14 protein-coding genes and 1 pseudogene are annotated in these 12,640 nt (G+C 55.3%); 11 read left to right on the top strand and 4 right to left on the bottom strand.

Features of this window, described 5'->3' with window-relative positions; translation table 11 throughout:
• Positions 1-11: 11 nt before the first annotated feature.
• Entirely contained in the window at positions 12-434 is a 423-nt protein-coding gene (gene rraB, locus N1249_RS02415; RefSeq protein WP_014068697.1) for a ribonuclease E inhibitor RraB, read from the bottom strand.
• A 99-nt stretch (positions 435-533) separates the two neighbouring features.
• Here rraB and argL point away from each other — a divergent pair, with 99 nt between their 5' ends.
• Together argL and argF (N1249_RS02405) are read left to right on the top strand one after the other, a co-directional pair.
• Positions 534-629, top strand: a complete 96-nt coding sequence (argL, locus tag N1249_RS02410; RefSeq protein ID WP_217188093.1) for a putative translational regulatory protein ArgL — start codon at positions 534-536, stop codon at positions 627-629.
• Positions 599-1,603: an ornithine carbamoyltransferase gene (gene argF / locus N1249_RS02405; protein WP_217188094.1), complete on the top strand. Its 1,005-nt coding sequence runs from the start codon at positions 599-601 to the stop codon at positions 1,601-1,603. Before argL ends, argF (N1249_RS02405) begins: the two co-directional genes overlap by 31 nt.
• A gap of 63 nt (positions 1,604-1,666) precedes the next feature.
• Here argF (N1249_RS02405) and N1249_RS02400 read toward each other — a convergent pair whose 3' ends face one another.
• Positions 1,667-2,119 (bottom strand): YhcH/YjgK/YiaL family protein, encoded by a 453-nt coding sequence (locus N1249_RS02400; protein ID WP_259834231.1) that lies wholly within the window; start codon positions 2,117-2,119, stop codon positions 1,667-1,669.
• Positions 2,120-2,788: 669 nt separating this feature from the next.
• Between N1249_RS02400 and arcA the strand changes: the two genes are divergently transcribed.
• The 5 genes from arcA (at position 2,789) to N1249_RS02375 (ending at position 7,959) form a co-directional block, all read left to right on the top strand.
• Complete coding sequence (gene arcA, locus N1249_RS02395; RefSeq protein ID WP_259834229.1) at positions 2,789-4,009, top strand: arginine deiminase; 1,221 nt, start codon at positions 2,789-2,791, stop codon at positions 4,007-4,009.
• A 10-nt stretch (positions 4,010-4,019) separates the two neighbouring features.
• The gene (gene arcC / locus N1249_RS02390; protein WP_259834227.1) at positions 4,020-4,931 is read left to right on the top strand and encodes a carbamate kinase; all 912 of its coding nucleotides are present in this window, start codon (positions 4,020-4,022) and stop codon (positions 4,929-4,931) included.
• Between the two features lie 18 nt (positions 4,932-4,949).
• Positions 4,950-5,954, top strand: a complete 1,005-nt coding sequence (argF, locus tag N1249_RS02385; protein WP_259834224.1) for an ornithine carbamoyltransferase — start codon at positions 4,950-4,952, stop codon at positions 5,952-5,954.
• Positions 5,955-6,001: 47 nt separating this feature from the next.
• Complete coding sequence (locus tag N1249_RS02380; protein ID WP_259834221.1) at positions 6,002-7,405, top strand: YfcC family protein; 1,404 nt, start codon at positions 6,002-6,004, stop codon at positions 7,403-7,405.
• 74 nt (positions 7,406-7,479) lie between these two features.
• Positions 7,480-7,959, top strand: coding sequence for an arginine repressor (locus N1249_RS02375; RefSeq protein WP_014068690.1), 480 nt, complete (start codon positions 7,480-7,482; stop codon positions 7,957-7,959).
• Positions 7,960-7,962: 3 nt separating this feature from the next.
• Here N1249_RS02375 and N1249_RS02370 read toward each other — a convergent pair.
• Positions 7,963-8,080 (bottom strand): annotated as a pseudogene (locus N1249_RS02370) (hypothetical protein).
• Here N1249_RS02370 and N1249_RS02365 point away from each other — a divergent pair.
• The 4 genes from N1249_RS02365 (at position 8,060) to ridA (ending at position 10,065) form a co-directional block, all read left to right on the top strand.
• Positions 8,060-8,164, top strand: coding sequence for a pyrBI operon leader peptide (locus N1249_RS02365; RefSeq protein WP_022646880.1), 105 nt, complete (start codon positions 8,060-8,062; stop codon positions 8,162-8,164). The pseudogene N1249_RS02370 and the gene N1249_RS02365 sit on opposite strands and share 21 nt — an antisense overlap.
• A gap of 34 nt (positions 8,165-8,198) precedes the next feature.
• Positions 8,199-9,131 carry an aspartate carbamoyltransferase gene (gene pyrB / locus N1249_RS02360; RefSeq protein WP_014068689.1) on the top strand — a complete coding sequence of 311 codons (933 nt, stop codon included), beginning with the start codon at positions 8,199-8,201 and terminating at the stop codon, positions 9,129-9,131.
• A 12-nt stretch (positions 9,132-9,143) separates the two neighbouring features.
• Positions 9,144-9,605 (top strand): aspartate carbamoyltransferase regulatory subunit, encoded by a 462-nt coding sequence (gene pyrI / locus N1249_RS02355; RefSeq protein WP_221551556.1) that lies wholly within the window; start codon positions 9,144-9,146, stop codon positions 9,603-9,605.
• Positions 9,606-9,678: 73 nt separating this feature from the next.
• A complete protein-coding gene (ridA, locus tag N1249_RS02350; RefSeq protein WP_014068687.1) occupies positions 9,679-10,065 on the top strand; it encodes a 2-iminobutanoate/2-iminopropanoate deaminase in 387 nt (128 codons plus the stop codon).
• Between the two features lie 50 nt (positions 10,066-10,115).
• On the opposite strand, the gene N1249_RS02345 is transcribed toward ridA, so the two are convergent.
• Complete coding sequence (locus N1249_RS02345; protein WP_259834217.1) at positions 10,116-12,500, bottom strand: beta-N-acetylhexosaminidase; 2,385 nt, start codon at positions 12,498-12,500, stop codon at positions 10,116-10,118.
• Between the last annotated feature and the right edge of the window lie 140 nt (positions 12,501-12,640).

Genomic DNA, 12,640 nt, shown 5'->3' with positions numbered 1-12,640 from the left:
GCAAAATACAATCAGTGACGCACACCGTCGTCGTCTTCGTCGATGTAATCTTCGTCGTCTTCGTCGCCGTCTTCACCGTTCGGATCTTCGAAGTAGGTTCCCCAGCCGTCGTATTCCACTTCAAACTTCTCGGCCAGGTTCATCAGCTGTTCTACCTGCGCATCAATCAGCTCTGCTTTCAGCGCGCCTTCGCTCAGGATATCGCAGCAGATGACGGTGTCGCCCTCTTCCACTTCCAGCTCTTCTGGCTCGGTCACTTCGTAACCCAGTTTGAAGGCTTCAACCGCCAGTTTTTCCAGCGCTTCGAAATCGTCGGCAGAGAAATGGTGCTCGATGGTGTACAGCGCGTCCGGATCGCTGCCGTCTTCCAGCAGTTCCTCAATAATCAGACGCGTCTCTTCGCGTTGCTCTTCCAGTAGTTCCGGGTTTGCCATGGCTCATTCCTCTTTAAAGTGCGGCAGATACTTCTATTTTCACACACGGACGTGTTTGCCTCCACCTTTGTAAGAAAGATTTGTGAAACGGGGTTGCAAATGAATATTCATACATATAAAGTGAATTTTAATTCAATAAGTGGCGTTCGCCATGTGAGGATAAAATGTCTGATCTGTATAAGAAACACTTTCTGAAATTGCTCGATTTTACCCCTGCACAATTCACCTCTCTGCTGACACTTGCCGCACAGCTCAAAGCTGATAAAAAAAATGGCAAGGAAGTACAAAAGCTTACCGGTAAAAACATCGCGCTCATCTTCGAAAAAGACTCAACCCGTACACGATGCTCTTTCGAAGTTGCCGCATTTGACCAGGGCGCGCGCGTCACGTATTTAGGGCCGAGCGGCAGCCAGATTGGGCATAAAGAATCAATTAAAGATACCGCGCGCGTGCTTGGCCGCATGTACGATGGCATTCAGTACCGTGGCCACGGCCAGGAAGTGGTTGAAACCCTGGCACAGTACGCGGGCGTGCCGGTGTGGAACGGGCTGACCAACGAGTTCCACCCGACCCAGCTGTTAGCCGACCTGCTGACCATGCAGGAGCATCTGCCAGGCAAAGCGTTTAACGAGATGACGCTGGTGTATGCGGGCGATGCGCGTAACAACATGGGTAATTCCATGCTTGAAGCCGCCGCGTTGACCGGGCTGGATCTGCGCCTGGTTGCGCCAAAAGCCTGCTGGCCGGAAGAGAGCCTGGTGGCAGAGTGCAGCGCGCTGGCCACGAAGAACGGCGGGAAAATCACCCTGACGGAAGATGTGGCGGCAGGCGTGAAAGGCGCTGACTTCATCTATACCGACGTGTGGGTGTCGATGGGCGAGGCAAAAGAGAAGTGGGCGGAGCGTATTGCGCTGCTGCGTGGGTATCAGGTGAACAGCCAGATGATGGCCCTGACCGGCAACCCGGACGTGAAGTTCCTGCACTGCCTGCCTGCATTCCATGACGACCAGACCACGCTCGGCAAGCAGATGGCGAAAGAGTTCGACCTGCACGGCGGAATGGAAGTGACGGACGAGGTGTTTGAGTCGGCAGCGAGTATTGTGTTCGACCAGGCGGAAAACCGGATGCATACCATTAAGGCGGTGATGGTGGCGACGCTTGGCAGTTAAGTCCTCTGCGGGCTGGTGCCCTCACCCCGGCCCTCTCCCACAGGGAGAGGGTGCAAAACAGGTTCAGCTGACTAACATCTTCACCACAACCTTGCGCACCTGCGCAGGCGTTCCCACGGCGCACAGCGGTTTGTGCACTTCACCCGGATAAAACACCACAAAATCCCCTTCGCTTAACACCACGGTTTTCTCCTGCTCGCCTTCTGGCAGGAATGCGATGTCTTTATCCGCCAGCCAGTCGGTGTCTGGCGTGCCGTGCGGCAGGGTACTGAAGGTCATCCCTTCCTGGCCTTTCATGATTATCTGGATATCCAGATAGCGCGCGTGATACTCCGCGCGGCGCTCAGCAAACGGCTGAGTCATGTCTTCAGATACCAGATAAAACAGGTTGTTACCGTTAATATCGTGCTTGCCGAGCGGGGTGGCATCGGTGACATGCGCTTTGACGTGTTCAATGGCCTGACGCAGTTCTTGCGGCAGCCAGGACTGTAAATGGTGGATGTTGCCAACAATCATGATCTAATCCTTAATATAAAACATCGTTTCATTTTATCTTTTATACGAGAATTCCCACTGCCATACCACCACTTTTTAGAAGAGATTTGCGCGAACGCATGTTTATCGGGAAATCTGTTAATTACCTGTTAACCTGCAACAAGAAAATATGCAGCTGTTATGCATAACCTCAGAAAAAGAGCTTCACGCGCATAAACACAACCGGTTGATTACAAAGAGCTAATCACAAAAACCATTCCTGCCTCACATTTCACCATTTTGATAATTTGCGGAATCAACAAATAAATATTTATTGATTTTCCTTAAGTCAAAAATAATTAATGCGTGTTTTTGCATAGCCATTCCACCATAGAAATTTAATGCTTTAAAATCAAGGCGATAACTAAATATTTCAAAGCGTTAAATTCTACAAGTTAATAACAAATACAAATAAGACCGAAGAATAGCGCGTAGTTATTCATCTCTGAAAAATGTCTAATTAATCATTATCTGATACGCATCATGCAAATAAAAACAAACGCATAAATACCCTATTCAGCGTGAGCAACATCACAATATGAAATATCAAGTCGCCTAGTATGAGCCGTGAAATCAATTGAGCTAATCCGCCATGTAAATAACTGCATGGCCCAGCCCTTTTTATTCTGAAAAACAGTTAAAGGAATAATTATGGAAAAGCATTACGTCGGTTCTGAAATTGGTCAATTGCGCAGTGTGATGCTGCACCGCCCTAATTTAAGTTTAAAACGCTTAACTCCTTCGAATTGCCAGGAATTATTATTCGATGATGTGTTATCGGTTGAACGTGCGGGTGAAGAGCATGATATGTTCGCAAACACGCTGCGCGAGCAGGGTGTGGAAGTCCTGCTGTTAACCGACCTTCTGACACAAACCCTTGATATTGCAGACGCCAAAGCCTGGCTGCTGGAAACCCAAATTTCTGATTATCGCCTCGGGCCAACCTTTGCGGGTGATGTCCGCGGCTGGCTGGCCGATATGCCGCATCGCGAGCTGGCACGCCGGTTAAGCGGTGGATTAACCTACGGCGAAATTCCGGCAGCAATTAAAAATATGGTCGTTGATACCCACACGGCAAATGATTTTATTATGAAGCCGCTGCCAAACCATTTATTTACCCGCGATACCTCCTGCTGGATATATAACGGCGTGTCGATTAACCCAATGGCCAAACCGGCCCGCCAGCGTGAAACCAATAACCTGCGCGCTATATATCGCTGGCACCCTGCTTTTGCCGACGGTGATTTTATTAAGTACTTCGGTGACGAGAATATTAATTACGACCACGCAACATTAGAAGGCGGTGATGTATTAGTCATTGGCCGGGGCGCGGTATTAATCGGCATGTCCGAACGCACCACCCCGCAGGGCGTGGAGTTCCTTGCCAACAGCCTGTTCAAACACCGCCAGGCCGAACGCGTGATCGCCGTTGAGCTGCCAAAACACCGCTCCTGTATGCACCTCGACACCGTCATGACCCACATCGACGTGGACACCTTCTCCGTCTACCCGGAAGTGGTGCGCAAAGACGCCCAGTGCTGGACGCTCACCCCGGACGGACGCGGCGGCCTGTTGCGCACCCAGGAAACCGATCTGCTCCACGCCATCGAAAAAGCGCTCGGTATTAACCACGTGCGCCTGATCACCACCGGTGGCGATGCCTTTGAAGCCGAACGCGAACAGTGGAACGACGCCAACAACGTGCTGACCATCCGCCCGGGCGTGGTGATTGGCTACGAGCGCAACATCTGGACCAATGAGAAGTATGACAAGGCCGGGATCACCGTGTTGCCGATCCCTGGCGACGAACTGGGGCGTGGCCGTGGCGGCGCGCGCTGCATGAGCTGCCCGCTGGAACGCGACGGAATTTAAAGGAGTCATCATGGAAAGAAAACCCACTCTGGTCGTCGCGCTTGGCGGTAACGCGTTGCTCAAACGCGGTGAACCGCTGGAAGCGGAGATCCAGCGCCAGAACATCGAGCTGGCGGCCCGCACCATCGCCGGGCTGACCGAGCAGTGGCGCGTGGTGCTGGTACACGGGAACGGACCGCAGGTCGGGCTGCTGGCGCTGCAAAACAGCGCATATGACAAAGTCACGCCTTACCCGCTCGACATCCTCGGCGCCGAAAGTCAGGGGATGATCGGCTACATGCTTCAGCAGGCGCTGAAAAACAACCTGCCCCAGAGCGAGGTAAGCGTGCTGCTCACCCAGGTGGAAGTGGATGCTGCCGACCCGGCGTTTACTCACCCGACCAAGTACATCGGCCCGGTCTACAGCGAAGAACAGGCCAGCGCGCTGGCAGCGGAAAAAGGCTGGGTGTTTAAGGCCGATGGCCGCTACTTCCGCCGCGTGGTGCCTTCCCCGCAGCCGAAACGCATTGTTGAGAGCGATGCCATTACCGCGCTTATCCAGCGCGACCACCTGGTGATTTGTAACGGTGGCGGCGGGGTTCCGGTGGTGGAAAACGCCAACGGCTACCACGGCATTGAAGCGGTGATCGACAAAGATCTGTCCGCTGCGCTGCTGGCACGCCAGATAGAGGCCGATGCCCTGCTGATCCTGACCGATGCCGATGCGGTGTATCTCGACTGGGGCAAACCCACCCAGCGCCCGCTGGCACAGGTCACGCCGGCACTGCTCAGAGACATGCAGTTCGACGCCGGCTCGATGGGGCCGAAAGTGGCCGCCTGCCGCGAGTTTGTTGAAACCTGCAACGGCATTGCCGGGATTGGCGCGCTGGCCGATGGCGCGGAGATCCTCGCGGGTGAGAAAGGCACGTTGATTCGTAACTAATTTAAAAAGGATTTACCCATGACCATCAACCTGAAAAACCGCAATTTTCTCAAACTGCTGGACTACACCCCGGCAGAGATCCAGTACCTGATCGACCTCGCCATTGACCTGAAGGCCGCCAAAAAAGCCGGGCGCGAAAAGCAGACTCTGGTCGGCAAAAACATCGCCCTGATTTTTGAAAAAACCTCCACCCGCACGCGCTGCGCCTTTGAAGTGGGCGCGTTCGACCAGGGCGCGCAGGTGACCTATCTCGGCCCAAGCGGTTCGCAGATTGGCCATAAAGAGTCGATGAAAGACACCGCCCGCGTGCTGGGCCGTATGTACGACGGCATCGAGTACCGCGGTTACGGCCAGGCGATTGTTGAGGAGCTGGGCGAATACGCGGGCGTGCCGGTCTGGAACGGCCTGACCGATGAATTCCACCCGACCCAAATTCTTGCCGACCTGATGACCATGCTTGAGCACGCGCCGGGCAAAACTCTGCCGGAGCTGAGCTTTGCCTACCTGGGCGATGCGCGCAACAACATGGGCAATTCACTGATGGTGGGCGCGGCCAAAATGGGGATGGATATCCGTCTTGTGGCGCCGAAATCCTTCTGGCCAGAAGCCGGGCTGGTTGAGCAGTGTCGCGCCATCGCCAAAGAAACGGGCGCACGCATCACCCTGACTGACGACGTAGAAGAAGGCGTTCACGGCACCGATTTCCTCTACACCGACGTGTGGGTATCGATGGGCGAGCCGAAGGAAGCCTGGGCCGAGCGCGTCAGCCTGATGACGCCGTATCAGATCAACGCGAAGGTGATGAAAGCCACCGGCAACCCGAACGTTAAGTTCATGCACTGCCTGCCTGCGTTCCATAACGAGCACACCAAAGTGGGTCGCGAAATCGAAATGGCCTACGGCCTGAAAGGGCTGGAAGTGACGGAAGAGGTCTTCGAATCCCCCAATTCTATTGTCTTCGACGAAGCCGAAAACCGGATGCACACCATTAAAGCGGTCATGGTGGCGACACTCGGCGACTAATCACCGCCCGGCGTACCACGGGGTGCGCCGGGTTTCAGGAGAACATCATGGGCAAATTCAGGTTTCCCTCTGCTTACACCATTCTCTTCTTTCTGATTGCCGTTGTGGCCGCGCTGAGCTGGATTGTCCCGGCCGGTCAGTACCAGATGGCAATGAATGCGGCCCTCGGCAAAGAAGTGCCCATTGCCGGGACTTACGCCCACGTTGCCGCCCATCCGCAGGGCATTATTTCGGTGCTGATGGCCCCTATCGCCGGGCTGTACGATCCCGAGTCTGGCCAGGCGGGTGCGATCGACGTGGCATTGTTCATTCTGATCATCGGGGGATTTCTCGGGATCGTCACTAAAACCGGAGCCATTGACGCCGGGATCGAGCGTGTCACCACCCGCCTGCGCGGTCGAGAAGAGTGGATGATCCCGATCCTGATGGCGCTGTTTGCCGCTGGCGGCACCATTTACGGCATGGCCGAAGAATCTCTGCCGTTTTACACGCTGCTGGTGCCGGTGATGCTGGCTGCCCGTTTTGACCCGGTGGTGGCGGCCTCTACCGTGCTGCTTGGCGCGGGGATCGGCACGCTCGGCTCCACCATCCACCCATTTGCCACGGTGATCGCCGCCAACGCCGCCGGGATCCCCTTCACCAACGGCATCGCCCTGCGCGTGGCGCTGCTGGTGATTGGCTGGGTCATCTGCGTGGCGTGGGTGATGCGTTACGCCCGTAAAGTGCGCAAAGACCCGTCTCTCTCAATCGTTGCAGACAAGCAGGAAGAGAACCTCGCCCATTTCCTCGGTAACAAAGGCGAACAGTCGCTGGAATTTACCCCGGTGCGCAAAATCATCCTGGTGATTTTCGCCCTCGCCTTCGCGGTGATGATTTACGGCGTGGCGGTGCTGGGCTGGTGGATGGCGGAGATCTCCGCGGTGTTCCTCGCCAGCGCGATCATCGTCGGGCTTATCGCCCGCATGAGCGAAGAAGAACTTACCTCAACCTTTATCAACGGCGCGCGGGATTTGCTGGGTGTCGCGCTGATTATCGGCATTGCGCGCGGTATCGTAGTGATAATGGATAAGGGCATGATTACCCACACCATTTTGCACAGCGCTGAAGGGCTGGTGAGCGGGTTACCGACCGTCGCATTTATCAACGTGATGTACTGGCTGGAGGTGGTGTTGTCGTTTCTTGTGCCTTCTTCATCCGGCCTGGCCGTTCTGACGATGCCGATCATGGCACCGCTTGCCGATTTCGCTAACGTCAACCGCGACCTGGTGGTGACGGCGTATCAGTCGGCTTCCGGCATCGTTAACCTGGTCACGCCGACCTCTGCCGTCGTGATGGGCGGGCTGGCGATCGCCCGCGTCCCTTACGTGCGTTACCTGAAGTGGGTTGCCCCTTTGCTGGCGATCCTGACGGTGGTGATTATGGTGGCGTTGAGCCTCGGGGCGTTGTTGTGATCTTTTGACGTTGTAGGCCCGGTAAGCGAAGCGCACCGGGCATTTTGTTTCAGCCAATTACATGGGATTAAGTTATGACGGAATATGGTGATTACTCTCCAAAGGAACAGCTACAGCTGACGGTGTGTCAGCGTCTGATTACCGAAAAGAGTTATCTCTCCCAGGAAGAGATTCGCCGCGACTTACAGGAGCGGGGGTTTGACAGCATCAGTCAGTCCACCGTTTCACGCCTGCTCAAGTTGCTCGGAGTCATAAAAATTCGAAATGCCAAAGGGCTAAAGATTTATTCGTTGAATCACCAGTTACGCCCGGCACCCGATGCTGCTCGTACGGTTTCCGAAATGGTGGTCAGCGTGGAGCATAATAGCGAATTTATCCTTATCCACACCGTTGCCGGATATGGCCGCGCGGTGGCGCGTATTCTGGATTATCACCAGTTACCGGAAATTTTAGGCGTGGTTGCCGGAAGCAGTATTGTCTGGGTTGCGCCGCGCGTGGTGAAGCGCACTGCCCTGGTGCACAAACAAATTAATTATTTACTCAGAACGAATTAATATTCACAAAGAACCGTTTGCATTGAGTAAAGTGTGCATTAAATCGCTTGATCCGAAAAGCGAGCTGCGTATAATGCCCGACAATTTGCCGGGAGGAAGCATGGTCAAGCGTGTACGACATAACGTCTTACCGCGTCTGAAATCAGACGCTGGCCTGCCGTTTTTCTTCCCGTTGCTAAACCTATTCCCAGAGCCCCTCATTTGAGGGGCTTTTTTTTGCCCGGCGTCAGGAGATAAACATGAATCCGCTTTATCAAAAACACATCATTTCCATAAACGACCTCAGCCGCGAAGAGCTGGAACTGGTTCTGGAAACCGCGGCAAAACTGAAGGCGAATCCGCAACCGGAGCTGCTTAAACACAAAGTCATTGCGAGCTGCTTCTTCGAAGCCTCTACCCGTACGCGCCTCTCCTTTGAAACCTCCATGCACCGCCTGGGCGCAAGCGTGGTGGGCTTCTCAGACAGCAGCAACACGTCGCTGGGTAAAAAAGGCGAAACGCTGGCGGACACGATTTCAGTTATCAGCACCTACGTTGACGCCATCGTGATGCGTCATCCGCAGGAAGGCGCCGCCCGTCTGGCGACCGAGTTTTCCGGTGGCATTCCGGTACTGAACGCCGGGGATGGCGCGAACCAGCACCCGACGCAAACGCTGCTGGATCTGTTCACCATTCAGGAAACCCAGGGCAGCCTGGAAAACCTGAACATCGCCATGGTCGGTGACCTGAAATATGGCCGTACCGTCCACTCCCTGACCCAGGCGCTGGCGAAATTTAACGGCAACCGCTTCTACTTTATCGCCCCGGACGCGCTGGCAATGCCGCAGTACATCCTCGATATGCTGGACGAAAAAGGCATCCAGTGGAGCCTGCACGCCAGCATCGAAGAGGTGATGAACAGCGTGGATATTCTGTATATGACCCGCGTGCAGAAAGAGCGCCTGGATCCCTCTGAATACGCCAACGTGAAGGCCCAGTTTGTGCTGCGCGCCAGCGACCTTGAGGGCGCGCGCGACAACATGAAGGTGCTGCATCCGCTGCCGCGTATCGATGAGATCACCACAGACGTTGATAAGACGCCACACGCCTGGTACTTCCAGCAGGCCGGGAACGGCATCTTCGCTCGCCAGGCGTTACTGGCACTGGTTCTGAATCGCGAATTAGCTCTGTAAGGGGAAATGACAATGACACACGATAACAAACTTCAGGTTGAAGCCATCAAACGTGGCACCGTGATTGACCACATCCCTGCGCAGGTAGGTTTTAAGCTGCTGACCCTGTTCAAACTGACCGAAACTGACCAGCGCATCACCATCGGCCTGAACCTGCCGTCTGGCGAAATGGGCCGCAAGGATCTGATCAAAATTGAGAATACGTTCCTGACCGACGAGCAGGTAAACCAGCTGTCGCTGTACGCACCGGACGCCACCGTTAACCGTATCGACGATTATGACGTGGTGGGCAAATCACGCCCAAGCCTGCCGGATCGTATTGAAAGCGTGCTGGTCTGCCCGAACAGCAACTGCATCAGCCATGCTGAGCCGGTTTCCTCCAGCTTTGCAGTGAAAAAACGCGCCGATGACATCGCACTCAAATGCAAATACTGCGAAAAAGAGTTTTCTCATTATGTGGTGCTGGCCAACTAATTGAGGTTGGTAATGAAATCCCGGCTGTTATAATGGCCGGGACTCTTAAATCAGCTGTTATTCTGGAGAAATCATGACCAAAGTACTCGCGACGGAAAATGCACCAGCGGCTATCGGCCCATACGTTCAGGGCGTTGATCTGGGTAGCATGATTATTACCTCAGGCCAGATCCCGGTTAACCCGAAAACCGGCGCCGTGCCGGAAGACGTAGCAGCACAGGCTCGTCAGTCACTGGAAAACGTGCAGGCTATCGTTGAATCCGCAGGTCTGAAAGTGGGCGATATCGTGAAGACCACGGTATTCGTGAAAGACCTGAACGATTTCGCGACCGTAAACGCGACCTACGAAGCATTCTTCACCGAACACAATGCCACCTTCCCGGCGCGCTCTTGCGTTGAAGTGGCGCGTCTGCCGAAAGACGTGAAAATTGAAATTGAAGCGATTGCAGTACGTCGTTAATTCGCTTTCAGCGTAAAAAAGGCAGCCTGGGCTGCCTTTTTTATTCCCCGTTACTGATTACGCGTGGCTCTGAGCAACGTCTCCAGCGGATAAACCGCCGCTATCACCACTTCATCCTGAATTTTCGCCGCGTTATCCAGCTCCGCCTGAATCGACGCAATTTCTTTATCATCCAGCGTCCCCTGACGTGCCACCAGATCGGTTAAGCGCATACCAATCGACGCCAGCTTATCCACTTCCTGAATCACCGGTTTAATGGCCTTCAGCTGATAATTGCTTCCGCTCAGCGCCAGCGCATCGCTGGTATTGCTCTGCCAGCGGTTAAACACGTGGCGCAGCGCATCCGCACTTTCCGTGTCTTCGGCATCGCTCACCAGCCTGTCGACCCATTTATTCATCTGACGCACGGTTGCGCTTTCAGCGCCCAGCGCATCGGCAAAGCGGTTGAGCGGCTCAAACTGATGGTAATTCCCGGCCTGGAACTTCAGGTGCTGACGGGTGTAATACTGGGCTGGCTCCACCGCCTGCGCGAGGATCAGCAGCGGCAGGCTGTCGCCATTGTTCGCCAGACGGGTGAAGTACGCCTGCTGCTGGCTGTGTTGCTGAAGCCCCACCGACACCGTCGACCAGCTGTCCATCGCCTGCAAACGGGTGTACATGTTGTCGGTATCGTTCACGTCCTGCGCCGACCACAGGCGTTCCGCCACGGCAAACGCGCGCGGCCAGAGTTTAATATCAAGCACTGGCGCAACCACGTTTTCGGCCCACAGCGCGGCCTCGCCACCCAGCAGATTGGCCTGCTGGGCAGTATCGGGCACGACCGGGGCGATACCTTTTGGCACCTCATCCAGCAGCTTGCCGCTGACCGGGTAACGGGCGTTGCCCAGCAGGAAATAGCCGCTCAGCGTATCCGTACTCACCGTCACCACCGGGCGCGTTTCCCCCATCCAGGTATCGACGGTAAACGTCACCTGGTCGTCGCTACGCCATTCAATATTCTGAACCGCGCGGCGCGACTTGCCGGCAAAATCGATAAACCCTCGCCAGCCGGAACCGCCTTTCACCAGGGTAAAGCTCCCTTCCACCGGCTTGCCTTTCAGGCGCGGCAGGGTGAACGACCAGCTCTGCGGGCTGTCGTTATCGCCAATTACATCCACATTGTTTAAGCCCTGCGGCACAATTTCATTGCGGTAGTGATAGGCCGTAGACTGTGGCTGGTCGAGGTAATATCCGGTCGAGAGAATGCCTTTGTAACCCTTTTCGGCCACCTGCCCCAGCGCGTCCTGCCCTTGCCAGGACTGGATCAGAATACTTTTTGGCAGGTCGGGATGGAAGATCTCGTCCCAGCCCACCATCTGCCGGTGATGTTTTTCAAGGATCGTTTCCAGCTTGCGGTTGAAATACGCCTGCAATGCATGGCTGTCTGCCAGTTTGTTGTCACGCATGAATTTCTGAATGGCGGCGCTTTCTTTCCACTGCGTGTCGTCCACCTCATCGCCACCGATATGCAGATACGGATCGGGGAAGATCGCCGCCAGTTCGCTGACCATTGCCTCCGCAAAGGTGTAGGTCGCCTCTTTGGTAGGATCCAGCACTGGCTTTAGTACGCCCCAGTGGCGTTCCATTTCATAAGGCCCTGGCGCACTCATCAGCTCGGGGTAGGCAACAGCAATTGCCGATGCATGGCCCGGCATGTCGATTTCCGGGACCACGCGGATGCCACGGTCGGTGGCGTAGCTCACGATCTCGCGCATCTGCTCCGGGGTGTAAAACTGCCCGTCGCTGGCAAGCTGCGTGAGCTTTGGATAGCGCTTCGAGGTAAAGCGCCAGCCCTGATCGTCGGTCAGATGCCAGTGCAGCGCGTTCAGTTTTGCCGCCGCCATTCCGTCAATCTGCCGTTTGATGTCGTTCAGCGGGATAAAGTGGCGGGCGGAATCAAGCAGCAGACCACGCCACGGGAAGCGCGGCGCATCCTCAATGGTGACCCAGGGTATCGCGGTATTTTCTGGCCCGTTCTGGATAAGCTGGAGCAGCGTTTCCATCCCGCGCAGCGCGCCAAAGCGGGTGTTGGCCGAGATGTTCACGCCGTTTGCATCCACCTTCAGCGTGTAGCTCTCATCGCTGTCGGGCAGCGGTTGCGGCTTCACCTTTTTAGCGATGTCGATACGGATGGTGGGTTTGTCTGGCTTATCGGCCTGCGGTTGCAGCGTCCAGCCGGTTTGCATTGCAATGCGCTGGCGCAGGCGGTTAACCGTGTCACCCAGATCGTCACCGCTGACGCTAACGGAAATGTTATCGCTGAGCACCAGCGCGCCCTGTGTTGTCGGGCGTTCAACCTTTGCAGGCCAGGGCATCAGGGGGAGGTCACCTGCCGGAGCGGCAAACGCAGAAGCGCCGAGCATAAGCCCGGCGGTTAAGAGGCTGTACCGTAACATGAATGTTCCTTATTTGACGGGCCAAAAAAAGGCAAAACATTCTGTTAACATACGCTCAATTTGTCGTCAAGCGAATGACACGATGGAGATCACAGGTTGTTGAATTTCGGAGGTTCGTAGGCCGGGTAAGGCGAAGCCGC

Source organism: Enterobacter sp. CP102, from assembly GCF_025152625.1.
In the GTDB taxonomy this organism is placed as follows: domain Bacteria; phylum Pseudomonadota; class Gammaproteobacteria; order Enterobacterales; family Enterobacteriaceae; genus Enterobacter; species Enterobacter soli.
The sequence above is the reverse complement of the archived record's forward strand: the minus strand, read 5'-3'. Positions and strand labels throughout refer to the sequence as shown.

Coding starts and splice junctions, on each gene's coding strand:
- arcC (WP_259834227.1), top strand. CDS start 4,020: ATGGAAAGAAAACCCACTCTGGTCGTCGCGCTTGGCGGTAACGCGTTG.
- arcA (WP_259834229.1), top strand. CDS start 2,789: ATGGAAAAGCATTACGTCGGTTCTGAAATTGGTCAATTGCGCAGTGTG.
- N1249_RS02400 (WP_259834231.1), bottom strand. CDS start 2,119: ATGATTGTTGGCAACATCCACCATTTACAGTCCTGGCTGCCGCAAGAA.
- N1249_RS02375 (WP_014068690.1), top strand. CDS start 7,480: ATGACGGAATATGGTGATTACTCTCCAAAGGAACAGCTACAGCTGACG.
- argL (WP_217188093.1), top strand. CDS start 534: ATGAATATTCATACATATAAAGTGAATTTTAATTCAATAAGTGGCGTT.
- argF (WP_259834224.1), top strand. CDS start 4,950: ATGACCATCAACCTGAAAAACCGCAATTTTCTCAAACTGCTGGACTAC.
- N1249_RS02380 (WP_259834221.1), top strand. CDS start 6,002: ATGGGCAAATTCAGGTTTCCCTCTGCTTACACCATTCTCTTCTTTCTG.
- N1249_RS02345 (WP_259834217.1), bottom strand. CDS start 12,500: ATGTTACGGTACAGCCTCTTAACCGCCGGGCTTATGCTCGGCGCTTCT.
- pyrI (WP_221551556.1), top strand. CDS start 9,144: ATGACACACGATAACAAACTTCAGGTTGAAGCCATCAAACGTGGCACC.
- N1249_RS02365 (WP_022646880.1), top strand. CDS start 8,060: ATGGTCAAGCGTGTACGACATAACGTCTTACCGCGTCTGAAATCAGAC.
- ridA (WP_014068687.1), top strand. CDS start 9,679: ATGACCAAAGTACTCGCGACGGAAAATGCACCAGCGGCTATCGGCCCA.
- argF (WP_217188094.1), top strand. CDS start 599: ATGTCTGATCTGTATAAGAAACACTTTCTGAAATTGCTCGATTTTACC.
- rraB (WP_014068697.1), bottom strand. CDS start 434: ATGGCAAACCCGGAACTACTGGAAGAGCAACGCGAAGAGACGCGTCTG.
- pyrB (WP_014068689.1), top strand. CDS start 8,199: ATGAATCCGCTTTATCAAAAACACATCATTTCCATAAACGACCTCAGC.